The following is a 25,579-nucleotide window of genomic DNA, read 5'->3' as shown; positions in this document are numbered from 1 at the left end:
AAAAATGCCTTACACCATGAAAATACCTGTTTTTAAAATAGTGATGGCATTGACCCTAATGCTTTCCTTTACAACAACTAGCGCCCAAATTAAAAACGCAACTATAGAAACCGTATTGATTTTCGGTAACTGTGACAGGTGTAAAAGTAGCATTGAAGCAGCTGGAAATATTAAAAGAAGAGCTTCGGTAGATTGGGACAAAGACACAAGAATGGCAACTTTAACTTATGATGCCCTTCAGACCAATCAAGATGAAATTTTAAAGCGAATCGCACTAGCTGGTTACAATAATGAAAAATACTATGCTCCAGAGGATGCCTATTCAAAACTTCCGGAATGTTGTCAATATGATAGCGCTAAAAAAACAATTGCCAAAGTTGAAGCTTTGGGATTGAATACCAAGGATGATGCAATCCAAAATTCAAATGAAGAAATTTGGGATGCCAATCAATTAAAGTCGGTTTTTGATCGCTATTTTTCACTTAAAGACGCATTGGTAAGTTCAGATGCTAATACCGCATCCCAGAGTGCAGCAAAGTTACTAGCTGTTTTAAAGGAAGTCAAAATGCAATCATTACCAATGGAGGTACATATAGAATGGATGAAAGTGAGTAAGGATTTGATAGCCAACACCTTGCAAATAACAACTACTAAAGCCATTGACGAACAAAGGCAGCAATTTATGTCACTTTCTAAAAATATGTTTTCATTAATGAAAGTTTCAAAATCAGAAACGCCTATCTATTACCAATTTTGTCCTATGGCGAATAATGGAAAAGGAGCCAATTGGTTAAGTAAGGAAAGTACCATTAAAAACCCCTATTACGGCTCACAAATGCTAAACTGCGGCAAAACAGTAGAGACTATAAAATAAATGAATCGCTATATCAAAAACAGGGTACGTAGTCGCTGTAAGATGTTGGTGAAGTCCGAGTTAAAAAAGTTAGGAGTGACCATGGTAGCAGGGAGTTTATATCCTGTTATCACCAATGATCACAGCTTTGGCGATTAGCGTATACTCGGTTTCCGTCATTAATAATATACTGCACCTAAAGTCCTAATAAATTTAAAAATGGATTATATAAAAAAATTAATGCTTATAGTACCCACCTTATTTTGTGTATCCACCATGAGTTCCCAAAATATTGTACGCTACGATCTGTACGTTAGGGATACGGTAGTTAATTTTTCAGGGAAAGAAAAACGTGCCATTGCCGTAAATGGACAAATACCTATGCCTACGCTTACTTTTACAGAGGGAGATATCGCAGAAATTTATGTTCACAACGAATTAAAAGAAGGCACATCCTTACACTGGCATGGTGTTTTCCTTCCCAATAAAGAAGATGGAGTACCCTTTCTGACACAAATGCCCATTAGTCCAAATACCACTCATAAATATACCTTTCCGATCATTCAAAGTGGAACTCATTGGTATCATAGTCACAGCGGACTCCAAGAACAAATAGGTATGTATGGTTCGCTTGTGCTAAATAAAAAAAAGGACGATCCTACTTTCAGGAAAGGAATTGACGATTTACCCGCTGTTCCGGTTATTTTAAGTGAATGGACAGATATCGATCCCGAAAATGTGCATCGTATGTTGCACAACGCCAATGACTGGGCAGCTATTAAAAAAGGAACCACCCAAAGTTATGCCGAAGCCATTAGAGAAGGACATTTTAAAACCAAATTAAACAACGAGTGGAAACGGATGTTGGCAATGGATGTTAGCGATGTGTATTATGACAAATTCCTGATCAATGGCAAAAATGAAAGTCAGTTAACCCAATTTATAGGTGGTGATAAAGTACGATTACGCATTTCAAACGGCGGAGCTTCATCTTATTTTTGGCTCACCTATGCTGGGGGTAAAATAACTGTTGTTGCCAATGATGGGAACGATGTAGAACCTGTAGAAGTAAATAGATTGATTATAGGAGTTTCTGAAACCTATGATGTTATTGTTTCCATTCCGGCAAATGACACTTCCTACGAATTTTTGGCCACTCCAGAAGATCGAACTAATGCTGCGTCGATCTTTATAGGCAATGGCATTCGCCAATTAAAAAGTAGAATGCCAAAGCTGAAATACTTTGAAGGCATGAAAATGATGAACGGCATGATGAATATGGATGGAAGTATGGATGATATGGGAATGGAAATGAGCCTTCAGCAAATGGATATGAATGCTGTAATGTACCCAGAAATCATCGGAAGCAAAGAAGATAAGCAAAGTGCCAAAATGAAAATGGAAGGTGAAATGGACCATTCCAAACACAATATGGGGCCCACAGACGATTTGGTGACCCTTAATTATGCGATGCTGAAGGCGCCACAGTCAACAACACTTCCAAAGGATGCTCCTGTTAGAGAATTGCGTTTTGAACTTTCAGGAAATATGAATCGCTATGTGTGGAGTATGGACAATAAAGTGCTTGCAGAAACTGATAAAATTCTAATTAAAAAAGGAGAAAATGTGCGCATCGTGCTATATAATGGTTCTATGATGCGGCATCCAATGCACTTGCACGGACACGACTTTAGGGTGTTAAATGGGCAAGGTGACTATGCGCCACTTAAAAATGTATTGGATATTATGCCAATGGAAACCGACACTATAGAATTTAATGCCAATACAGAAGGGGATTGGTTTTTTCATTGTCATATATTATACCATATGATGGCAGGAATGAACCGTGTTTTTAGTTATGAGGAACAAGCTCCAAACCCATATTTACCCAATAAGGAATGGGCTTATAAAAAATTGCAAAGAGAGAGCAATGAGTTTCATTTGATGGCTGAGAACGATTTTGCTAGTAATGGGAATGATGGGATGGTTATGTTAGGAAATACACGGTGGAGTATAGGTGCAGAATGGCGTTTGGGATATCATGATGATCACGGTTATGAAAGTGAAATCCATTTTGGAAGATATATAGGAAAAAATCAGTGGTTTATGCCTTTTGTAGGTTTTGATTGGCGGTATAGAAAATTGGGACATAATGAAATTGAAAAGAATATTTTCGGACAGGCAAATACTAAAGATCAAAGAGCAGTTATGAGTGTTGGTGCCGAATATACCTTGCCCTTACTCATCATTGCGCAAGCAGAAGTGTTTTCTGATGGTAATGTACGTTTTCAGTTGATGCGGGAAGATATTCCTATTTCTAAACGTTTGCGGATGAGTTTTATGGTGAATACAGATAAAGAATATATGGGAGGTTTTAAGTATATACTAACGCGACATATGGGTTTAACCACGCATTACGATAGTGATATGGGGTTAGGGGTTGGAATAGGGCTAAATTATTAATAATGCATTTTTTATACTGTAAATAGTTGATCAAATAAGTATGAAGTCGATTGATAAAAAGATTTTAGTTACCGGTGCTACTGGAAAGGTAGGGCAGGCTTTTATTAATGCCTTTCTAAATGACCCAAATCAAAAAGGAACCATAAGAGCCCTCTGTCATCGGCGCCATTTACTTCCCAATGCTCGTTTGGAGGTTGTTCAGGGCTCTATATCTGACCAGGAAACGATACAAAAGGCCATGAAAGACGTTACCCACGTGGTTCACTTGGCAACCCCCAAGGAAGATCCTAAAACCATTATAGACGTTGCTATAAAGGGATTATTCTGGTTACTGGAAAGTTGTAGGAAATCCGATAGTTTCAAACGTTTTATAGTAATAGGGGGAGATGCATCTGTGGGACATTATTTTTATCCATACAAGGACCCGATTACTGAGCAGCAGGCCCATGCAGCCTATCCTGGATGCTATGCCTTGTCTAAAGTTCTTGAGGAAACCATGCTGCAACAATATTTTGTGCAATACGATCTTGATGGCACTTGTCTTCGTGCTTCTTGGATCATGGAGGGGGACGATTTAAAGAGGCATCTCCATTTTGGGACTCAGGTATTTGGTGTACCGGAATGGCACAAAATAGTGAAGCCTCAAACCGCGGTGGAATATGAAAAAGAGAATATCGTTCCACTTATGCTCGATGTTAACGGAAGTCCGTTGAAAAGAAATATGGTGCATCTGAACGACCTTGTTGCCGCTATTTGCCTCTCCTTAGATCACTTGGAGGCCAAACAACAAACTTTTAATATCTCCATGGAGGAGCCATTTGATTATGGGAAAGCTGCCAATTACCTCTTAAAAACCCGCAAGATTAAATCGGTCCCGATACAAACGGAATACTATTCCACTTGGCTAGACATCAATAAAGCAAATTTTTTACTTGGATGGCGACCAGTATACGGATTGGAACAAATGATAGAGGAAGCGTGGGAGTACTAATTTTATCTGAACTGGACTAAGACAGCGTATTTGCAGTTAAATAATACAATAAGTACTTAGACGGAGATATGGATAAGCTAATTAAAAAATTATGGACATTATTTCAGAATAAGCAAGATGGCATTTACAATGGACCCCTTTAATGATGTGAAAATTTCATTTTAGAAAAATAGTGGGTCATTAGGCTGCTCTTTTTTTTTATGTAAACACTTTACCAGATCGCGATATTTACTATCAGTCAATTCACTGTTTTCCAATATATTAACCATTCAACTATTCCACCCTTACTTCATTTATACATTAATTACTACCAATTATACAAATTAGTTTCCTACTCTATAATAGTGTTTGTACATTTAGTCTGTTCCCCTGCTGAAACTTTGTTCAACTCTAAATTCTAAGTTATGCCGGGACCTGCTATACACCATCTAATTGCAAAAGAGCTCAAACAACGAATTCAGTCCGGCAATGGACTAGGCAATGAAGCGGACTACGGGAAACTTCAGGATCTGTTGAATAAAAGTGAGAATTTTCCCTACCTATTTCTGGGGTGCCAGGGCCCTGATTTTCTTTTTTTTAATACCAAGGACTGGACGGGACTACCGCTAGGGGATGCCGCTAAACTCTATTTTGAAGTATATGATTTCATAGATGACATTGAGGAGACCTTAAAAAGCCTAGTGCCACAGCCAGTAATAGATGCCCTTGAGGCATTGGACACGGCTGCTGATGCTGTCGTTGAAAATTCTTCCACCCTCTCTGAACTCCAATCCCTGTTTGGAGATATGCAACAAGTGGTTGATGGCCTGCTGGCAAACCTCACCGAAATGGTGAAAAAATTCATCTCGGATTTTAATCTTTATGACCTTTTGGAACATCCTTATAGGGATGGGCAAACCAAAGGAGAATGGTGGTGGTTTGACGCCATGCACTACCGCAAAACAGGGCGCTTTGCCAAAGCTTTGGTAGATAAGACCAGTCCAGATTCTCCATTGCACCTTTATGCCTTGGGTTACCTGACCCATGTTACAGGAGACACGGTAGGTCATCCTTATGTAAATATAAATAGCGGTGGAGCCTACAGGACACAATCACAACGGCATAAAACTGGAGAAAATTTCCAGGATGTCTTCCATATGTTCCAGCATACTTCGGGTACTGATTGGAACCGCTCCCAACTTCATGCCTTCTATAACTTTAACTTTACAGGGACCATAGCCCCCATTGAAGCAGCAAACCCTGAACCTGATAAAAACACAAAACTCCCCGACGACCTTGCCAAGCTTATTTCGGAGACCATGAATGAGGTCTACAACTCCGGAGATGCAAACGATGATGAGTATGGACGCACCATCTCTAAAGAAGATGTGGATGCCGCCTATCGCTTATGGTATAAATGGTTGAGGTCTACTACGGAAACCGGAACCTTGCCAGAACCCGTACCATATTCCTTAACCGAGGAGTTAGAGGAAGTCTGGGAAACTGCTATGGATAATCTTGGGGACATTGGAGATTTCCTTGAAGACGCAGCGGATATAGCGGGAAGTTTTAATATCCTAGCCATTTTCATCATTCTGGCTGCTTTAATTATTGCCGCTGTGGCTGCCGCACTGGCCTTGATAGATGCGGTGTTAGGGGCGCTGACCACACTTACGGTGGCTGGTATCCGATATGCGGCTAGCCTTATTTACGAGCATTTATATAATGCTTTCCAGACCTTCAGACTTGGAATTTCCCTCAATGGACTGGCCTTCCCGATGACCGAACATATGAATGAAATCCGATTCAACCAGTTTAAAAACACCTCCTTTGACGATCCCTTTGGTTTTGACTCTAGGGACCTAAAAGGTACCTTGCCTAAATTAAAAGTGTTGCTGGATGGGGGAGGATTTCTAGATCAGCTTTTTCATAAAGAGAAGCATCTGGTGTATCCACCAACTTCTGAAACAGCTTCCGAGCCAGATGCGGCCATTGCAGGTCCAGATTCCTATTTCCAGGAAACTCCGTTGCATTATGCTTTTGGAGAAATTCCATTAGATCGCAAATTCATTGATTTTCTAACACAACTGGAAGGAGATGAGGAAAAGCTTACTGATTTCCTACAAACAGCAATTAAAGAAAAACGAGGAATACCTACGCTGGGAAATGCCATGGATCTTACCGAAGAACTCTATGATCGCCTAATTAAAGACAAGAAGATTCCAGAATTTAACCTAGATGCAGATCGTGGTTATGCCTATACTTGTTGGACACAGAAGGACGAATCCGGACCTAATCCTCCAGAAGCGCCCGAAGAGTTGTTACAGCATGATCAACAACAGAATGGACAACCCATCACTCCTGTGAATCTCGATTTTATAGGTCATTAATCCCACTTAATTCTAAATAAAATAAAGATGTCAGTAAATATTAAAAAAGCTGCTGGATATATAAGTAGTCTCAGAAAATCAAGGGAGGAGTACCTAAAAAAAGTACCTGGACGCCTTGCCAAAATCTATAGCGGAAAGGATAAAAATCCAAAGCCAGATTATTTCAGGGAAAGTTCCTTTCTTTATATACGTTCCTATAACGGTGATGTTGGAGTAAGGCCCTTCTCTGGGATTAATTTCTGGAATTCACCTGATATAACCATAAATCCAATCTCCAATGCAGGGATGAACACTACAGAGTTATATGCAGGGAATACCTACAATATACGCTGTCGCCTTAATAATAGAGGTGATTTGATGATTCCCTTTCCCAAAGTAGAGTTATTTCTGACCAATCCCAGTCTAGGCTTTAATACTACAGTTGGGGAACTTTTGGGTCTGACCCAATTACAGGGCTTACTGCTTCCAGCAAGCAATGGTGAGGCACAATTTACCTATACCGTTCCAGCCTCGGAGGCAGGTCACAAATGCTTGTTTGCTAGGACGTATTCATTTAGCCCACTAGATAAACCGTTCGACCTGCATGCTCTGGACCCTAGATTAGATAGGCACATCGGGCAAAAGAATCTCAATATCATTTCTCAGGGAAGTACCTATTCGTTTAATTTAGTGCACCAGCCCAATGCGATAGAAACTATTGAATTCCGACCAATGACAGTCAGGCACGTGACGAACCTTCAGCATCCAGCCCTTCAGAAAGTTAAAATTACAGCCTTGAAGGATAATAAGGCGTTGGCACAAATTAAGCTGGAGGTAGTCGCTAAAACCCCTCATAAAATAAACCTGACCAATGAAAAAGGGCTATGGCAGATTAGAACGAGCGGGAAGGGAATAAGTGTAGAAAAGCAAGGTGAAATCATTAAGAGTACCAATGCCATTCTAAAGGCTATACATTCCGGTAAAGGCAGCCACCAACATTTTAGGAAGGAATTAAAACCCTTTAGAGAGTTGAATAGGCATGTAGCGGTCACCTCCTTGCAGATCACCATACCTGATTTCGGCACCCGTAAGGGATATGCGGTAGGTTTAGAAATCATCAATAAGAATAAAGTGGACGGTACGGTAAAAGGAGGAATCACTGTTATTGCCACCGGGAATTAAACCAAAAAAGCTAGCGTACTATAGGTGACAAATCTGTACACCAACCAGAGAATGAAATACGTATAGACCTTTAAATCTGGGTTTTTACTGTGCCATAATTACTAGGAATGTCTTTAAAACCTAGAGAAACCTAGTGCCTAAAAGCGACTTATGCACCGTAATACCGATGGCAAATGAAAAAAACTAAAATAATACGTTGTTTATTGGAAAAATGGCACGACCTTTGCGTTTTAAGAAAGTATTATAAATTTAATAAATATTACCATGAGTAAAGGAACAGTAAAATTTTTCAATGATTCTAAAGGATTTGGATTTATCACTGAAGAAGGAGTTGAAAAAGATCACTTTGTACACATTTCAGGATTAATTGACGAAGTTCGCGAAGGCGACGAAGTTGAATTTGACCTTGAAGAAGGAAACAAAGGCTTAAACGCAGTAAACGTAAAAGTTATCTAATACATACACTTCAAGTTTTAATAAAGCCCATCTATTAATTTAGATGGGCTTTTTTTGTGGGTAGAATACAGGACATTTTTTTGATTCATGTAATTAAAGCATTGTATACTAATAGCTTACCAGAGTGAGTTTCAGTAGCATTCCTTTATATGCCCCATTTTCACTAAAAACACATGGAATATTAGCCGAAATTTTGATAGGTCTTTACTACTAAAGTCAACATCTTAGGTGCCATAATCCCTTGGTCTTAGAAGATGATTCTTAAAATAAATATTCTTAATCGATTGTATATTAATGCAGTTTGATAAAGTAGCTTTGCTAGTCTTCTTGAAAAACACCTAATCCACCGATCAACCTTAATTTTAATAGTTTCAATTTTAAAATTCACCTAGGGTAAAATACTATAAGTATTCATCAAGAATAGTGATACGGCTTAGCGTATAACCATTTATTTTTATTGATGCTACAATTGCTAAAAATTATGAAATAAGCACGACCGAAAATTGGTATTAAATACCAATGAAGAAATGTGAATCTGAGTGCCGTTTGGCAAGTTTATCTAGAGGCAGGCGCAGTCGAAGTAGGACCGTTAAAAACCAATAAATATCTATATATGAAAAAATTATTCTTAGGGTTCTGTTTACTAGTGGGATTTACAACTATTGCACAAACGGTTGCTGATCCTCCGTTTATGCAAGATACTGCTGATAAGTACTTTTTTGAAGAGGCGGCAGAAAATGTGGATTTACTTCAAATTGCCAGTGATCGAAATAAGGCCATTAAAGTGCTTTCCAGCCATGGACTATTGCTCCCACATGAAAAAATAATTCGGCAAGATGTACAATATCGACCCTTGCTCGATATGAAACTCGTTGCATTGACTGAGTACCAAGGCCAATTTGTTTATTTGACCAACAAGGCAGTTTTAAGCAATGCTTGGGCGGGCAAACTATACATTAACCATAACATAAAGACGCCTAAGGCTATGGGCATAGGTCCTGATTTTTTGACCATGATAGCAGGTGAAAATGACTTTGCTATTTTTAAGAACAACCAAGAAGTCTGGAGGTCTTCCATCAATAACCTGAATCCTATATCCGTACAGCATGACCTAAATTCTGGTCAATTTTTAATTTTGACAGCAACTGGACTATACCAGGTGGATAGTGATTTAAAAACGGTGAAAAAGGTATTTGAGGCCACTAATTTAACGGCATTTGGTTTCTATGGGGATACCATTGTTTTGGGGACTACCAACGGGATACAGATTTTGGATCGCAACACATTTACCATAACTAAAATGGACCAAAAACTGCCCTGGACAGAAATTACAAGCGTAAAAAATATTCGTGGTAGTCTATGGTTCGGTTCCACTAAAGGAGCCTTTAAACTACGAGACGATGGTAAATACGATTATTACGCTTCAAAGCGATGGCTGGTAGACGATCAGGTGGTTGATCTAGCAGAAGGTCCCGACGGAAGTGTACTGGTCTTGACCCAAAAAGGGATGAGTAAAATTGACTTTTCACCTATGACATTAGCGCAAAAAGCGGACTATTTTCAAGAAATTCAACGGTTGAGACATATACGGTACGGCTTTACTTCCGATTTGGCCATGAAAACTCCGGGAGACATTTCTACGGGCTACTTTCATGATACCGATAATGATGGACTTTGGACGTCTATGTACTTGGCAGGTGAGTTATTTCGTTATGCCGTTACCAAATCGGAAGATGCCAAGGAAAATGCCTACGAAGCCTTTGAGGCGATGGAGCGATTGACGGCACTTCCCGGTTTAAAAGGGTTTCCTGCAAGGTCTTTTGAAAGAGATGGTTATGAAGTGGGGCTACACGCCAACGGATTTTCTGAAGAATGGAGAGAGAAATACGAAAAAGAAAATGGAAGGATCTGGCAGTTATCAAATGATGAACTTTGGCGATGGAAGTCCACAACAAGCAGCGATGAATCTTGTGGACATTTTTTCGTGTACGCACTATTTGCTGAATTGGCACCCGATAAGGCATGGAGAGATAGGGCGATACATCAAATAAAAATAGAGATGGACCATATTATGGATAACGATTGGCACTTGGTAGATTGGAACGGAAAGCCTACCGCTTGGGGAAAATGGAATCCCGATTATGTAAATGGATTCCCTATCAATGTGGGGGATCGTCGACTGAATTCGACCCTTATCTTGTCCTTCTTGCAAACAGCCTATCATTTTACAAAAGACAAAAAATATAAAAAAGCGGCAGAAAATTTGATAAAAAAACATGGATACGATGAGAATGCCAACCGACCGGCTTCGGTCATCGGTTTTGTAGAAGGAGAGGATTTAAGTAATACCTGGAACCATTCCGATGATGAAATGTATTTTTTGACCATTCCCTCCTTTGTCAATTATTCCTTTTCAGAAGAACAAAAAGAAGCACATTTTAATGCGGTAAAAAGTCATTGGGAAGTGGAGCGCTCCGAAAAAAATCCCTTATGGAATTATCTATTTGCACTTTCTGGAGGGAAAAATATCGATAGTGAAGAATCGGCATGGTGGTTACGCGAGTTTCCTATGGATCTTATCGATTGGAAAATAGATAATGAACACCGTAAAGACCTGACGAAAATAGCACCTAATTTTAGAAACCAGACCTACACCGAGGTATTGCCCGGTGACGAGAGGACGCTTCATTTGCACAATGGGGCATACCGAAACAATGGCGGAAGTGATGGAAATAGGGAATATGCCCCTTATATCTATTTGTTGCCCTATTGGGCGGGTAGATATGTTGATGCCATAAGTGCACCGCAACCTGAGTAAGAAGAGAAGACCTGGTCGGCGTCCAGCTGCGCATATTCACCTTGGTGAAAGCGGTCTGGACGGTGCGGCTGTGGAAAGTGGGTGGATTTGAAGAAAATTAAAATCAGTCTAGGATTTTCAGGTGATGCGAAAAATGATTAAAACATTCACTGCTATTAGGAAATCTTCATCCTTATTTTATTCAAAGGTATAGCGCTGCTCCTCTGTTGAAGAAGCGTTTAGCAATTGGTTAAAGGTTCTTATACTATCAAAATTCCTAGTAATCTCTTCAGAGATAGCAAGTCCAGAAACACCCGTCTCCAATATAGCCGCAACATCTGCTATGCTAATACCGCCAACTCCAATTATAGGGGTATCGGAGTTCAAAATTTCTATAATTGCAGTATAACCGTTTAAACCCAAATCTGCGCTTGCATTGTTTTCGGTTGTTGCTGATCTAAAGGGGCCCAAACAAATATAATCCACTTCTTTAGTCATTAAAGCTTCGCAATCTTGCAAGGTGTTTGCGGTACCACCAATCATTTGCCAAGGATACAACTGTTCTCTAATTAGGGTAGGGCAGAGGTCCTTTTGTTCTAAAAATACCCCATCCGCTTTAACCTCTTTGGTCAATTTATAATGGTCGCTAATAATTAATCTGGTTTGAAAATGAGCGGTGATCTCCCTAGCCTCTTGGGCAAATTTCAGCATTTTTTTATCTGAAACATTCTTCAGCCCTAATTGCACTAATTCTATCCCAGAAGTACACGCTTTTTGAATGTTTTCCAAATGCTCTTTTGGTGAGTTTCCCTGAGATATATAATGTAGTTTAGGTATAATCATGTCTTAGTTTTTGTAATAGAATGTAATTTTAAATTTTAGCCGCTAATCTACTGGCCTGATCTATGGCGCGTTTTGCGTCCAATTCCACAGCAACATCTGCACCCCCAACTACATGTACTTTAATGCCACTGGTTTCCAATGGGGCTACCAATGCTGCAAATGGTAATTGACCTGCACAAATGATTACGTTGTCTACCGACAACACTTTTTGAACTTCATTTTGAACATAATGCAAGCCTGCATCATCAATTTTTGTATACTGCACGTTATTGATAAACTGCACATTTTTCTTTTTTAAGGTAGAACGATGGATCCAACCCGTAGTTTTGCCCAAGTTACCACCAAATTTACCCTTACTACGCTTAAACATAAAGATTTCTCTTGGTGATGGAGGAACTTCTGCCATTACCCCTTCAGTTCCACTTCTGGCCTTCAGAGTTTTATCTATTCCCCATTCTTTTAACCAAGCGTCAATATTTAATGAGGGGCTTTCGCCTTCGTGTGCTAAATATTCTGAAACATCAAACCCTATTCCACCAGCTCCAATGACTGCAACCCGTTTCCCGACCGGCTTTTTAAATTTTAAAACATCTAGGTAGTTTAAAACCTTAGGATGATCTATACCTTCAATTTTTGGCGTTCTTGGTTTAATTCCTGTAGCGATGATAACTTCGTCAAAATTGCCGTTTTTTAAATCTTGGGCATCTATCCGCGTATTTAATTTTACGGTTACCTGATGTAATTCAATTTGCTTATTAAAATAACGAATGGTTTCATAAAATTCTTCTTTCCCCGGAATTTGCTTCGCCATATTAAATTGGCCTCCTAATTCCGTATCGGCATCAAAAAGGGTAACGTCATGTCCTCGTTGCGCTGAAATGGTTGCCGCAGCTAATCCTGCAGGACCAGCTCCTACAACAGCTATTCTCTTCTTTCTTTCCGTTGGAAGATAATTTAGTTCCGTTTCATGGCATGCTCTTGGATTTACTAGGCAACTTGCTACTTTTCGTTTAAAAACATGGTCTAAACACGCCTGATTACAACCAATACAGGTATTTATCTCGTCAGATTTATTCGCTTCTGCCTTATTTACCCATTCCGGATCGGCTAAAAATGGACGTGCCATAGAGATCAGGTCGGCATGTCCTTCTGCCAATACCATTTCCGCTGTTTCTGGCATATTTATTCTATTGGAAGTAACTAACGGAATGGAAAGTTCTTCCTTCATTTTTTTTGTAACCCAGGTAAAGGCTGCCCTAGGTACCGAGGTAGCGATGGTGGGTATACGTGCTTCGTGCCAACCAATTCCTGTATTTATAATAGTGGCACCCGCTTTTTCTATCTCTTTCCCTAAGGCTACCACTTCTTGCCAAGTACTACCTTTTTCTACCAAATCTAGCATGGATAAGCGATAGATGATGATAAATTCCTTTCCAACAGCTTCGCGGGTTTGCTTTACTAATTCTATAGGCAAACGCATTCTATTTTCATAACTACCACCATAGGTATCCGTACGCTTATTGGTTCTTTCTGTAATAAATTGATTGATCAGATACCCTTCGGATCCCATAATTTCGACCCCATCATAACCGGCTAGTTTGGACAATTTGGCCGAGTTTACAAAGTCGCGTATGGTACGCTTAATACCAGATTTATTTAGTTTAAAAGGTTTAAAGGGGGAAATTGGAGATTTTATGGCAGAAGGGGCAACCGCAAAAGGATGATACCCATAACGTCCTGCGTGTAAAATTTGCATACATATTTTACCCCCTTCTTTATGCACTGCATCTGTAATTACCTTATGTTGTCTTGCGTGTTTTTTACTGCTCATTCGAGCCGAAAAAGGCCCTGTCCAGCCTTGAACATTAGGGGCAATTCCTCCAGAAACAATTAAAGCTACGCCACCCTTTGCGCGTTCTGCATAATAGGTGGCTATTTTTTCAAAGCCATTTTTTTCCTCTTCTAACCCGGTATGCATGGAACCCATTATAATTCGGTTTTTAAGGGTGGTAAATCCCAGATCCAAGGGTTCAAAAATATGTGTAAACTTTGTCATTGTTCTTTGTGATTTTTCGTGAGACCCCTATTTCAAAAGCAGCAGCTGCGTTGAAATAAGATAGTCGAACGAACCCCGACTTTTTTGGCGGAGTTTCTAGTTTAATACCCCATCCCTTAGTTAATCCTTATATGATTGTAGGGCGTGCCTAAGGGTTTTGTTATATATTGTTACTATGCGTGCATAACAAGGGGAAAGGTACGGTTTTTTTAAATTTTGAGTGTTACAGTGTGCCGGTCAATGGCATTCCTATCTACCGAAGCTTTTTTGCGTAGGCATGGTTATGACACTTGGTTAGGGCTGGTAATTACAATTATGGATTCTATTGTCGTAAAAATAAAATAAAATCCCATTATTTATAAAATTTAGAAGCAGTATTTTTAAAATCACAATATTAAAAATCAAAACAGCATGGACTATAAAAATATTACCGTAGCCGGAAGTGGCGTTTTAGGCTATCAGATAGCATTTCAAGCCGCTTTTCATAATTTTAAGGTAACCGTTTACGATATAAATGATGAAATACTAGAAAAGGCAAAAGCTAAATTCAGTACTATGAGTGCTGTTTTTAAAAGGGATTTAAATGCCACGGATGCACAGTTAGAGGTTGCTTTTGCCAATTTAAGGTATAGTTCCAATCTGGCAGAAGCCGTAAAGGATGCCGATTTATTAATTGAAGCCGTACCAGAAAACCCAAGTATAAAAAAAGATTTTTACCAAAAATTAGTAAAAGTTGCTCCAGAAAAAACAGTATTTGCAACCAATTCATCTACGCTTTTACCAAGTCAGTTTGCAGAAGTAACCGGTCGTCCCTCTAAATTTTTAGCACTTCATTTCGCCAATAATATTTGGATTAATAATACCGCCGAAATTATGGGACATCCAGCAACGGATCCTGAAATATTTAAGGATGTAGTTGCTTTTGCTACCGCGATCGGAATGTTGGCCTTGCCCTTGAAAAAAGAACAACCAGGTTACCTATTAAACTCGTTGTTGGTGCCATTTTTAAGCGCGGCAACAAGCTTAGTAGCCAATGAAGTTTCAGACCCTCAAATTATCGATAAAACATGGATGAAGGCTACAGGTGCGCCATTAGGTCCCTTTGCAATTATAGATGTTGTTGGTATTAATACCGTGTTTAATATCAATAAAATGGCTTCTGAAGCATCTGGAGATCCTTTAAAAATTAAAGCGACCAAATACTTAAAAGAAAACTTTATTGATACCAATAAATTAGGGGTTTCTACAGGAGAGGGGTTTTATAAATATCCTAATCCAGCGTATAAAAAAGATGATTTTTTAAGTTAAGAGATTTTTAGGAACCCCAATTCCAATTAAAATAGGATGTCAGTATATTTAAGAACAGCATTTGGTACTGAAATAGAAATTAACTGGAAGGTAATAAGCAACACACTATAATTCTACTTTATGGAGGACATGATACTTTATGATAGGCTACAATTTGCCTTCACTATCACGTTTCATTATATTTTTCCACAACTGACAATGGGACTATCCTTAATCATTGTCTTTTTTAAGTGGAACTACTTAAGAAGTAAAGTGGAAAAATACAATGATGCTGCTAAGTTCTTTATGAAAATCTTTGCCATCAACTTTACTATGGGAGTGGTAACTGGTATTCCTATGGAGTTTCAATTTGGAACCAATTGGGCAAAGTTCTCTGAACTCACAGGGGGTATTATTGGGCAAACTCTTGCGATGGAAGGCTTATCTTCCTTCTTTTTAGAATCTTCTTTTTTAGTATTGTTCATTTTTGGTGAGAAATTAATGGGGCAAAAACTGCACTTTCTTACTGCTTTTTTGGTGTTCTTAGGGTCTTGGGCAAGCGGTTGGTTTATTCTAGCAACTAATGCGTGGATGCAACATCCTGTAGGTTACGAAATATTGGATAACGGAAAATTTGTACTGACTAATTTTTCAGCATTATTTACAAATCCTTGGTTATTGCCCGCTTTTTTACACAATCAGGCAGCTTCGGTAGTTACGTCTTCTTTTGTAGTAGCAAGTATTGGAGCCTTTTATATCCTTAAAAATAAAAACACCGAATTCGGAAAATTATTTTTAAAAACCGGCGTGATTTTTGGATTAATTTCTAGCATATTAGTCGCTTTTCCTACCGGAGACATGAACGCAAAAAATGTGGTAAAATATCAACCTGCTGCTTTTGCAGCCATGGAGGGTATTTTTGAAACCGAAGATGCTGGATCGGAAATAATTCTTATCGGTCAACCTAATATGGTTGAAAAAAAGCTGGACAATAAAATTGCCGTGCCCAATATTCTTAGTTTTCTAACCTATCAAGAATGGGATAGGCAAATCATGGGAATGGATAAGTTTGAAGAAGCCGAATTACCCGATAATATCCCTCTGCTCTATTATGCGTATCATATAATGGTTGGTCTTGGCACTATATTTATTGGCGTAATGGTTCTGGCGGCTTTCTTTTTATGGAGGAAAAAATTATATGCTATGAACGCCTTATTATGGACTATCATGTTTATGGCCCCATTTCCATACATTGCCAATATCACGGGATGGTATGTTGCCGAATTAGGAAGACAACCCTATTTGGTGTACGGATTGTTAAGAACAAGTGAAGGAGTATCACCAACGGTTTCCTCTGGGAATACATTGTTTACATTACTTGGGTTTGTTGGGTTGTATACGCTTCTAGGATTGTTGTTTGTGTTACTCGTTGGAAAGACAATTAATGAAGGCCCAAAATCTCTAAATCATTAAACTATGGAACTATTTTGGTTTATTATTATTGGGTTAATTCTCACCATGTTTTTTATTTTGGATGGATATGATTTTGGAGCAGGAATCATTCATTTGTTCTTTGCTAAAAAAGAAAAGGATAAAGAAGTAATTACCAAGTCTGCCGGTTTGTTCTGGGATTCAAATGAAGTTTGGTTAGTTGCAGCTGGCGGATTGCTATTTATGGCATTTCCCACCTTCTATGCTTCCGTTTTTAGCGGATTTTATCTACCACTAATAATAGTATTATGGTTAATTGTTTTTAGAGCTATAGGACTGGAATTTAGAGGACATTTTAAATATCAAATGTGGAAGGCTATTTGGGATAAATCCTTTGGAGTGTCTAGTTTGTTGCTAGCCCTATTTTTTGGAATCGCTTTAGGGAATATAGTAAGAGGCGTTAATCTTGGAGGTGTAGAAGATGGTATTTCAATCTATGAAGGACATTACTTTTTCTTACCCTTATGGAGTTCTAGTTTTAGTCCACTATCAACACATCCTGGTGTTATAGATTGGTTTACCCTCATAATTGGATTTATAAGTGTGGTAACATTGGCAATTCATGGCGCTAATTGGGTTATTTTAAAAACCAACGCTTCTATAAATGAAAAACTGAAAAAAGTTGTTTTTAAATTGAACTTGGTTTTATTAGTACTCACTATAATTTCTCTAGTAGGTTGGAATATAATTGTTCCGGAATCTTTCCGTAATTTCACAGTAAGACCTTATCTCATAATTTTCCCTATTATATATTTAATTGGGTTAATTGGGTTGTTTTTTAGGTCCAAAATGAAAAAGGACTTTACAGCATTTATGTGTTCTACCTTGCTTATTCTTGGAGGGATAACGTCGTCTTTAGCATCTATGTTTCCTGTCATTTTACCATCGACAAACTCGGTTAACGAGCATCTTACTATTTATAATACAACTACCTCACAATACGGATTATCTGTTGCTCTTAGCTGGGGAATTGTAGGTCTAATTTTGCTTGGGGTGTACTTTATTGTACAAAGAAGATTAATGAAAGGCAAAATAGACGATATGGATTATGGCCATTAACCTCTAGGAATGACAGCAACTCTAATCTCATTAATAAGCATTGTTCTTGGTATTACTGGCGCAAATACCTTTGGTGTTTTGGTTAAAAAAATGTCCTTTGGTTTGGTAGGCAATACCATAGCGGGAGTTTTTGGAAGTATTATATTTATTAAATCTTTTGGAAGGTTAGGTTTCAATCCGCAAGCGATTGTTCAACTAGGAGAGACAAATTTTAGTTTATTGGTGCTCAACTGTATCGTTTCATTTTTTGGAGGCGCACTTTCTTTATATTTTGTTTACCTATTGAAGTCTAAATTGAATCGATAAGATGCGCCACGCCTGTGTAGGCAGTTGTATAGAATGGATACTTAAGTTAAAACATTGTTCTGTATTTCTGTTTTTTGTCCAAGACCATTTATACAGTATTTTGTACAATATGTACAAATAATCGTCACACCTCTATGGATAAAGATTACTTTATACTGAATTTAGTTCTGGTATTTCATATCCCTTAATCCTTCCCCTATTAAAAGGATAATTATGTATCCTTTTTCAAGTTTTCTCCCCCTTAGTTTGAAGCATCAAATAGAACAAGTTGTATTGATAGAACGATCAGTATTCTTATATCGAAGCATTTTAATTTAAACTTTCGGAACATATGGCCATTTTAACAATAAAAATCCAACCGCACACTGAATTAGATAAAGTTGCTAATAGTGGTCCCAAAGTAGTGGTCCATTACCAAGAATTTGTATTTGAGGATGATAATCAAGAAATCACCTCACGAGAAGCTTCGATTTCTTTCGATGTTTCTTCGGAGTTTGTTGGTCAAATAGAAATTGATAATTACACCGCAAAAACACCATTACATCTTTCTGTAATATCCTCGCAAGGAATGTTAATCTTAAATGAAGATGTAAATCAACCCGATAATGGTACCATAGCTGGAACCTTTATCTACGTTTGGAAACTGACAAAACCTGAGATAGAGAAGGTGAAACTTCTAATAGAGCGAACACCTTTATATCCTGCAATCTTAAGTCGCTCCTGCCAATTTATTTCAATTGGATTCCCAAATCCTCCTTTTTCTCAATACAAATTAATGATCAGCCCTATTCGGCAAACACAAATTAACAATGCTACTCTCACTAAACTTTTCGGCATAAACAACTTCGATACCGTGTCTAAACGTTTAAAGATTGATAACTTGGTTGAATTGGCAAACCTTCCATTAGGAGAATTAACGAGTTCCAAGATCGGCATCAGCGGCCAATTTGACTTTACAGTGCCTGTAGAAGGGAATGAATCTGGCTGGTTATGGATTTTAAACGGGCCGGTCGTTTTCATTGGTATTCAAAAGGAAGCAAATCTGGATCCGGTTTCTACAAAAAGAACTATTCTTTTACCTCCAACTTCAGAGAAGGATGGCCAAGAAACCATTTCCAATCTCATTATTGGCGATTCTCCTATTGGGGCTGGCACCTCGCTTGATGTTACTGAAGAAGAATTGCTCAGTAACCCTAATGTATTTAATGATGATCCAGGCGCATTTTGCAAACCCTTTTCAAATCCACATAGAATTGTTAGCGAACGAACTTTTCATACCATTTTGAGGGTAGAACAACCAACCATAGGTAGTAAACCCTTTCAACGTCCAGATTATGGAATAAAAGGGGATTTTACCGGAGGTGTATTAGCGAACGCCAAGCTAGTGATGAAAATTAAAAACACTTCAGTGCGGGATAACAACCCAAGGGCAGGAACGGCCGTTCCAAGGCGAGAAAATATATTTGCTGGCGCCGCGAGTCTAAAAACCAAGGAGGTGGATACCTTGCTAAGTTCCGATATAAGCCCAGAAATGACTAAAGATTATATTCAGCGTTTAGCCAAAAGAGTACCCCTAGGGAGGTTCAATCTAAATGTAAACCACCCTTTAAATTGGGAAGGGGACAGTACAGAGTACCAAGCTACCTCATTAGGTTTTGGACATATTTTAGAAACCCGGGTCCAATATCGTACCAATGGTTATTCTTTAGGTAAGGTTGCCCATAGTTTAACACTTGCTCCAAGACAGACTAAAAGAATCATTACCGTACAATCTAGAATTGCAGACAGCATTAGTAGGAGGGAGGATACTGATTTTAGCGAATCTGTGGACACAGGCACAGATAGAAATTATTCTTACCAAGACTCCGTTGAATCCCATTTAAAAGAATGGAGCAAAGGAGGGTCTGTAGCGGCCAACGCAGGCGCCGCAGGTGGTGTTGGCGGCTTCATTAGTGGAGTGCTTTTTGGTGGGGGTGGAGCATTGGGTATAGCTGCATCTGGCAGTACGCAAAGGGGAGGAAGGGACATCTCTTCAAAAGAAACCCAAAATTTAAGAGACAGTATTCGTGCTTATGCTGACTCTTTAAGACAACTAGATAGCATGGTTGTTGTTAATCAAAGTCAGGAAGAATTCATTCAAGGGGTTTCTGAGATTGTGCGTAATGTAAACTATTGCCATTCGCTAACAGTAATCTACCACGAAATACTACGTCATTTGCGGGTTGATACCCGTGTAGTGGGGGCAAGGGAATGTGTTTTTGTTCCGCTAGAGATTAAACCTTTTACCATAGATCGAATTTATAGATGGCGTGATACCTTAAAAAGTGTGTTGCGAAAACCCCAACTCCGCTGGGTAATGAATTACATAAAAGATGTAAGGGATAATTTTTCAAATTCAACCGTACCACCTGGTCGAAGGGATCAAGTCCCCATTGAGCATGTCAGTGGATCAGTTTATATTCAATTGAAAATTGAACGCCCAAAGGATGATGATGAAGGGAAATTTATAGAAGTCAACTGGAGGCCGTTATTTCCATTTTCAAACGAGCCAATTGGAGGTATATTTGGATATTTATCCAAACTACTATCCGACAAAAAAGACGCTGCCTTTCAAAAAAAATATGCACCCAAAATAGCCGCAAACTGGGCCAATGATCTTGTTTTATTGGATAAAGACAATAGGCCGTATAACGTAGATTTTACCATGGTAAGTTCTTATCGTCATGGCAAAACCATGCGAATAGATTTCACCTTGTCGGATGACACAGGAACCTTAAGTCGTTCTGATTTAAGGAATTTATCCGTTCTTGCACCATCCTTGCCAGAGGGTTCTCTTGCGAACCTCAAACAAGTAAGGTTACATTATTTTACTGAACATTTCGATAATCAGGTGTCTAGTGCTCGGGGCACTGATGACCTGATTGACGTGATTACTGGGGCGGCAACCCCTGAAGGTGGGTCAGCCTATTTACCAACAACACGATGGGAAGAGGTTAATTTAAGATTGGAAATTAAAAATTCCTTTATTGAATTGCTTGAACATCTTGATGAATTCACTGAATACTACCATAAAAGACTGTGGCAAACCTTGGATCACGATAAGTTGTATATGATGCTCGACGGAATTAAGTTGTCTACGAACGATGAACGTAGTGTGGCATCGGTAGTGGAACGAAATCCCTTGGCTATAGTTGGTAATTCGTTGGTATTTCGGGTAGCCACAGGAGCGTTTATCGGAGTAGATGGGCATCAAGATGCCGACTCTTTGAATTATTATTATCGGGATACGAGCAATCAGGCAGAGCCCTTACGAATTAGTCTTCCAACCTCAGGGCTGTATGCGCAATCACTTATGGATGAGTGTGAAGCTTGTGAAGAACATTTCGGCAGCACCGATTGGGTTCTTACCAATGATGAGCCAGAATTGGCTGAATTAGGGTCAGAACTTCTTAGCAGTAGACGGGCCCAATTGCCCGACGCAACACCGTCAGATTTACCTGGTTCTATTGTAAATATTCAAAATGCAGCAACACCACCTTCCCCAAGCGGATTTGCAGATTCACTTGCTGCAGTGACGAATGCCAATGCATTTAGGGATATGGCAGGATTGAAAGGCACCCAAGAGAATGCAAGAGTAGCGATGCAAGAAGCAGCAAAATTGGCAGCTAAGTTTGGTTCTGAAGCCGCTAGCTTATACAAGGCAAATATGGCGGCAAGTAATGCGAAGAATAAAATGAGCGCTATAGAAAAGGCACATAAGCAAGGGAATATTGATGATGCAGAAAAGAAGGAGCAAACGAAAAAAGTATTGAATGAGATGAATCAACCGATAAGTTCGGGGACCAGCCAAAAGGATATTGTTGAATTGACCGATGCAGTTCAAAGAAATGGTACCGACATAGACGTTGAGCGGTCTGATGGCGAAAAGATCTCTATTAAAAAAAGTGAAAACTTGGGATTTAGCGGCCAATCTCACCCATTTCCGCCTATCACCATAGCTAACCTTGTAAACCACGAAGGTTTTGATAAAAAGTTTAATTTTATATTGAACCTAAAGAAAAGTCCAAATTTCCGAGTCGAATTTGCCAATAAATCATTTGATTTCGTTGATATTGGACCTATTCATGCGCTGGACGAATCTAATATTACCCTTAATAGTTCTAGCCCCAAATTTGGTGATTTAATTCCCTGTAACCCTCAATCCACAACCTTAATATATGAAGGAGCATTTGTTGACGTTAGTGATATTAATTCTTCAGGGCCATCCAACACAGCGATAAGCTTAGGTATCAAAACCAACATGACAAAATCAGACTTGAAATATAAACTACCTTTTAGCAGTGGAAAAAGAATACCCTGTGTGCAAGGGCAAAACTTGGCAGGAGGGACTCATCTAAACAATCAAAAATTTGCACTCGATTTCGGAATTCCAAGAGGAACAAATGTTGTAGCCGCAATGAACGGAATTGTCGTAGACATTGTTCGAGTACATCCTGATTTAGCCATAGGTTCTAGAGGCCCTAGTAACACCGAAAATCTTGTTAAAATAAGACATGATGATTTAAGTTATGGTATTTATGCCCATCTTCAGCAAAACCAAATTAAAGTAAACGTCGGACAAACCGTTATCACTGGTCAACTTCTTGCACTATCAGGAAATTCAGGTTTTACTGATGGTGATCATTTGCATTTTGCAGTTCTGCGAGCGACTTTGACAAGTTTTGAGACTATTGAGTTTGACTTCTATGACAAAAACGATCAAAAGTATCTTGCCAAGACCAATAAAATATACGAAGTAGACTCGGGCCTTGTCAATGGCAAACTTTTATTCGGCAATGGCACACCCGAAACAGTAGTAACCGGTGATATCGGTGATGTATTTTTAAGTAAAACCGGTACGCCTGGAGCTACCTATTTTTTAAAGGAAAATGATGGTTCTGGCACTAAAACCGGTTGGGTAGCTAAGGCAGTATTTTAAAAAGATTATAATCATATTTTTTAAAAACTAGCGGGAGAACCCCAAAATAATAAACAAGGGAGACGTTGTGGTTGCGAGGATATTGGCCGAAAGAAAACCCTATTACCATCTGATATTTAATCATTTAGACCTTTAAATAAAAAAGCGAACTGATATTTGAGTGTGGTTTTAGAACGAAAATCCAAAATGCTATTGACACAAATTCTATACATCTCCAGAACAGAAAAAGGTTGCCTAGTATAGACAACCTTTCCTATATTAAAATAATTTTTCTGCAACTAACACAGATGAAGTTGGATGTTGACCAGTAATTAAATTTTCATCTTGTACGGGATAATTCTTTTGAAACGTTTTCAAAAGCTGTTTCCTTTTTAGTTTCATTACCGCTAAACGCCGTAATAATGGATAGCAATAGTGTGCTATTGATGGAATAAATTTAGTAAGCCATTTTCACAATTTTCTCCACTTTATCTGGAGATAAATTTTGATGCTCTCCTAATCCTGTCCATCCACGATTGGTGAAACGTTTGGCAATTTCTTCAGCAGTTCCTTCGTAATCTTTAGTGTAATCAGATAGTTTGGTATCAATTCCTAAGTCGTGGAAAAAAGCAATTGTTTTCTCAATGGCAGCATACGCTTTATCGTCTGTACTACCTTCAGTAATATTCCAAATACGCTCCCCATATTGTGCTAATTTCTCTTTCTTGGCTTCAAAATTAAACTTGTAATGGCTAGGTGCAATCACCGCTAAGGTACGAGCGTGATCAATACCAAACAAAGCAGTTAATTCGTGTCCAATTGCATGAACGGCCCAATCTGTTGGCACTCCTTTTTGGATCAATCCATTTAAAGCCATGGTACAACTCCACATAAAGTTAGATGCGGCTTTGTAGTCTGTTGGATCCTTTAATACTTTAGGTGCAACTTCAATCAATGTTTGTAAAATACTTTCGGCAAAACGATCTTGTAATAAAGCGCCAATTGGATACGTCATGTATTGCTCTAAAACATGCGTAAAGGCATCTGTTATACCATTGGCCAGTTGACGTTGCGGAATAGAGGTAATGACCTGAGGGTCTAATATTGAAAACTCAGGGAATAAACCAGATCCACCCATGGCAAGCTTTTCTTTTGTTTCTGCTCTTGTAATTACTGCTCCTGAATTCATTTCAGAACCTGTTGCGGGTAAGGTTAATACAGTACCAAAAGGCATTCCATGTTCTGTTTTAATATTTTTCGTTAAGATATCCCAAGGTATTTCTCCTTCATATACTGCTGCAGCAGATAAAAATTTAGTTCCATCTATTACAGAACCACCCCCAACTGCTAATAAATACGTAATATTTTCGTCTTTAATTATCTGCAGCGCTTCCAATAAGGTTGCGTACTCAGGATTTGCAGGGATACCTCCAAACTCAATAACGTTACGTTTAGATAAAGCTGTTTTAACTTGGTCGTAAATCCCGTTTTTTTTGATACTCCCTCCACCGTAAAGTAATAATACCTTAGCGTCTTTAGGAATTTCATTTTCTAGTTTTTCTATGGTATCCTTTCCGAAAATAATTTTAGTCGGATTTTTAAAATCAAAATTGTTCATCTTCTTTTTATTTTTTATTATTAGTTTCTAATATCTATACTATAAAAATTAATCTATTACGGTTACTAAATCTTCCATGGGTTTTCTCACTTTCACTAAGTTTACCAACCAATCTGCATCGTCTTTTCGATATCCTATTGGCAATAAAACGGCACTTCGTAATCCTTTTTCGCGAAGACCTAGAATTTTATCAACTGCTTCTGGTTCAAAACCTTCTAAAGGGGTAGTGTCCACACCTTCAAAAGCTGCTGCAGTAATGGCTTGTGAAAATGCTATGTACGCTTGCTTTGCAGCATGATTAAAGTTTTCTTCAGTATCTTTTTGTGGGTAAGAACTCAATAACATGTGACGGTAATTTTCCCATCCTTCGTTTTTAAACCCCCGGATCTCATTTGTTAAATCGAACATATGGTTAATACGATCTGCTGTGTAGGTATCCCAAGCGGCAAACACCAGTAGGTGAGAGCAGTCTGTAATTACCGATTGGTTCCAGGCAAATGGTTTAATTTGTGCTTTGATCTCTTGATTTTTAATAACAAAAATCTCGAAAGGTTGTAATCCACTTGAAGTTGGCGCTAAACGTGCTGCTTCTAAAATACGTTTTATTTTATCCTCTGCTACTGTTTCGCCATTCATTGCTTTAGCAGCGTACCTCCAGTTTAATTTGTCTAATAATTCCATCTATTTCTTTTAATCCTATTATTTAGGTTTTTATATCGCTCCAAGCAGGTTGACATGAAAACCATTCTTGTTAATCAATACTATAGTCCCTTTAACAAGAGCATAACGTTAATCACAATGCAAATATACATAAAAATGAATGTTCATTCTTTTATTTAACAGAACTTTAATTTTAACATTTCTAATTAAAC

Annotated in this window: 16 protein-coding genes; 12 read left to right on the top strand and 4 right to left on the bottom strand. The window is 38.6% G+C overall.

What is annotated here, in order from left to right; all coding sequences use genetic code 11:
- Window positions 1-16 precede the first annotated feature (16 nt).
- The 7 genes from KCTC52924_RS15840 (at window position 17) to KCTC52924_RS15810 (ending at window position 11,111) form a co-directional block, all read left to right on the top strand.
- Window positions 17-874: a DUF3347 domain-containing protein gene (locus KCTC52924_RS15840; protein ID WP_251805733.1), complete on the top strand. Its 858-nt coding sequence runs from the start codon at window positions 17-19 to the stop codon at window positions 872-874.
- Between the two features lie 219 nt (window positions 875-1,093).
- Entirely contained in the window at window positions 1,094-3,316 is a 2,223-nt protein-coding gene (locus KCTC52924_RS15835; RefSeq protein WP_251806028.1) for a multicopper oxidase domain-containing protein, read from the top strand.
- A gap of 40 nt (window positions 3,317-3,356) precedes the next feature.
- Window positions 3,357-4,307, top strand: a complete 951-nt coding sequence (locus tag KCTC52924_RS15830; protein WP_251805732.1) for an NAD(P)-dependent oxidoreductase — start codon at window positions 3,357-3,359, stop codon at window positions 4,305-4,307.
- 404 nt (window positions 4,308-4,711) lie between these two features.
- Window positions 4,712-6,676 (top strand): zinc dependent phospholipase C family protein, encoded by a 1,965-nt coding sequence (locus KCTC52924_RS15825; protein WP_251805731.1) that lies wholly within the window; start codon window positions 4,712-4,714, stop codon window positions 6,674-6,676.
- A gap of 27 nt (window positions 6,677-6,703) precedes the next feature.
- Window positions 6,704-7,837, top strand: coding sequence for a hypothetical protein (locus KCTC52924_RS15820; RefSeq protein WP_251805730.1), 1,134 nt, complete (start codon window positions 6,704-6,706; stop codon window positions 7,835-7,837).
- A gap of 264 nt (window positions 7,838-8,101) precedes the next feature.
- Window positions 8,102-8,293 carry a cold-shock protein gene (locus tag KCTC52924_RS15815; protein ID WP_251805729.1) on the top strand — a complete coding sequence of 64 codons (192 nt, stop codon included), beginning with the start codon at window positions 8,102-8,104 and terminating at the stop codon, window positions 8,291-8,293.
- A gap of 613 nt (window positions 8,294-8,906) precedes the next feature.
- Window positions 8,907-11,111: a hypothetical protein gene (locus KCTC52924_RS15810; protein ID WP_251805728.1), complete on the top strand. Its 2,205-nt coding sequence runs from the start codon at window positions 8,907-8,909 to the stop codon at window positions 11,109-11,111.
- A 177-nt stretch (window positions 11,112-11,288) separates the two neighbouring features.
- On the opposite strand, the gene KCTC52924_RS15805 is transcribed toward KCTC52924_RS15810, so the two are convergent.
- Window positions 11,289-11,933, bottom strand: coding sequence for a thiamine phosphate synthase (locus KCTC52924_RS15805; protein ID WP_251805727.1), 645 nt, complete (start codon window positions 11,931-11,933; stop codon window positions 11,289-11,291).
- A 28-nt stretch (window positions 11,934-11,961) separates the two neighbouring features.
- Window positions 11,962-13,989 carry an NADPH-dependent 2,4-dienoyl-CoA reductase gene (locus KCTC52924_RS15800; RefSeq protein WP_251805726.1) on the bottom strand — a complete coding sequence of 676 codons (2,028 nt, stop codon included), beginning with the start codon at window positions 13,987-13,989 and terminating at the stop codon, window positions 11,962-11,964.
- Window positions 13,990-14,400: 411 nt separating this feature from the next.
- On the opposite strand from KCTC52924_RS15800, the gene KCTC52924_RS15795 reads away from it, so the two are divergent.
- From KCTC52924_RS15795 to KCTC52924_RS15775, 5 genes are all read left to right on the top strand, one after another.
- Window positions 14,401-15,297, top strand: a complete 897-nt coding sequence (locus KCTC52924_RS15795) for a 3-hydroxyacyl-CoA dehydrogenase (RefSeq protein WP_251805725.1) — start codon at window positions 14,401-14,403, stop codon at window positions 15,295-15,297.
- A gap of 120 nt (window positions 15,298-15,417) precedes the next feature.
- Complete coding sequence (locus KCTC52924_RS15790) at window positions 15,418-16,749, top strand: cytochrome ubiquinol oxidase subunit I (protein WP_251805724.1); 1,332 nt, start codon at window positions 15,418-15,420, stop codon at window positions 16,747-16,749.
- A 3-nt stretch (window positions 16,750-16,752) separates the two neighbouring features.
- Window positions 16,753-17,826 carry a cytochrome d ubiquinol oxidase subunit II gene (cydB, locus tag KCTC52924_RS15785; protein ID WP_251805723.1) on the top strand — a complete coding sequence of 358 codons (1,074 nt, stop codon included), beginning with the start codon at window positions 16,753-16,755 and terminating at the stop codon, window positions 17,824-17,826.
- Window positions 17,827-17,835: 9 nt separating this feature from the next.
- Complete coding sequence (locus KCTC52924_RS15780; protein ID WP_251805722.1) at window positions 17,836-18,132, top strand: hypothetical protein; 297 nt, start codon at window positions 17,836-17,838, stop codon at window positions 18,130-18,132.
- 331 nt (window positions 18,133-18,463) lie between these two features.
- Entirely contained in the window at window positions 18,464-23,110 is a 4,647-nt protein-coding gene (locus KCTC52924_RS15775) for a M23 family metallopeptidase (protein WP_251805721.1), read from the top strand.
- A 436-nt stretch (window positions 23,111-23,546) separates the two neighbouring features.
- Here the strand turns inward: KCTC52924_RS15775 and KCTC52924_RS15770 are convergent, their stop codons facing one another.
- Together KCTC52924_RS15770 and KCTC52924_RS15765 are read right to left on the bottom strand one after the other, a co-directional pair.
- The gene (locus KCTC52924_RS15770) at window positions 23,547-24,707 is read right to left on the bottom strand and encodes an iron-containing alcohol dehydrogenase (RefSeq protein WP_251805720.1); all 1,161 of its coding nucleotides are present in this window, start codon (window positions 24,705-24,707) and stop codon (window positions 23,547-23,549) included.
- Between the two features lie 48 nt (window positions 24,708-24,755).
- On the bottom strand, window positions 24,756-25,388 hold the full coding sequence (locus KCTC52924_RS15765) for an NAD(P)H-dependent oxidoreductase (protein ID WP_251805719.1): 633 nt from the start codon (window positions 25,386-25,388) through the stop codon (window positions 24,756-24,758).
- Window positions 25,389-25,579 lie beyond the last annotated feature (191 nt).

Origin of the sequence: Arenibacter antarcticus, assembly GCF_041320605.1 — a bacterium.
Taxonomy (GTDB): domain Bacteria; phylum Bacteroidota; class Bacteroidia; order Flavobacteriales; family Flavobacteriaceae; genus Arenibacter; species Arenibacter antarcticus.
Note: the sequence above shows the minus strand (reverse complement) of the source record. Positions and strands in the feature narration are given on the sequence as shown.

Bases quoted from the DNA above. Each gene is read 5' to 3' on its own strand.
- KCTC52924_RS15840 (WP_251805733.1), top strand. From the start codon at position 17: ATGAAAATACCTGTTTTTAAAATAGTGATGGCATTGACCCTAATGCTT.
- KCTC52924_RS15835 (WP_251806028.1), top strand. From the start codon at position 1,094: ATGCTTATAGTACCCACCTTATTTTGTGTATCCACCATGAGTTCCCAA.
- KCTC52924_RS15830 (WP_251805732.1), top strand. From the start codon at position 3,357: ATGAAGTCGATTGATAAAAAGATTTTAGTTACCGGTGCTACTGGAAAG.
- KCTC52924_RS15825 (WP_251805731.1), top strand. From the start codon at position 4,712: ATGCCGGGACCTGCTATACACCATCTAATTGCAAAAGAGCTCAAACAA.
- KCTC52924_RS15820 (WP_251805730.1), top strand. From the start codon at position 6,704: ATGTCAGTAAATATTAAAAAAGCTGCTGGATATATAAGTAGTCTCAGA.
- KCTC52924_RS15815 (WP_251805729.1), top strand. From the start codon at position 8,102: ATGAGTAAAGGAACAGTAAAATTTTTCAATGATTCTAAAGGATTTGGA.
- KCTC52924_RS15810 (WP_251805728.1), top strand. From the start codon at position 8,907: ATGAAAAAATTATTCTTAGGGTTCTGTTTACTAGTGGGATTTACAACT.
- KCTC52924_RS15805 (WP_251805727.1), bottom strand. From the start codon at position 11,933: ATGATTATACCTAAACTACATTATATATCTCAGGGAAACTCACCAAAA.
- KCTC52924_RS15800 (WP_251805726.1), bottom strand. From the start codon at position 13,989: ATGACAAAGTTTACACATATTTTTGAACCCTTGGATCTGGGATTTACC.
- KCTC52924_RS15795 (WP_251805725.1), top strand. From the start codon at position 14,401: ATGGACTATAAAAATATTACCGTAGCCGGAAGTGGCGTTTTAGGCTAT.
- KCTC52924_RS15790 (WP_251805724.1), top strand. From the start codon at position 15,418: ATGGAGGACATGATACTTTATGATAGGCTACAATTTGCCTTCACTATC.
- cydB (WP_251805723.1), top strand. From the start codon at position 16,753: ATGGAACTATTTTGGTTTATTATTATTGGGTTAATTCTCACCATGTTT.
- KCTC52924_RS15780 (WP_251805722.1), top strand. From the start codon at position 17,836: ATGACAGCAACTCTAATCTCATTAATAAGCATTGTTCTTGGTATTACT.
- KCTC52924_RS15775 (WP_251805721.1), top strand. From the start codon at position 18,464: ATGGCCATTTTAACAATAAAAATCCAACCGCACACTGAATTAGATAAA.
- KCTC52924_RS15770 (WP_251805720.1), bottom strand. From the start codon at position 24,707: ATGAACAATTTTGATTTTAAAAATCCGACTAAAATTATTTTCGGAAAG.
- KCTC52924_RS15765 (WP_251805719.1), bottom strand. From the start codon at position 25,388: ATGGAATTATTAGACAAATTAAACTGGAGGTACGCTGCTAAAGCAATG.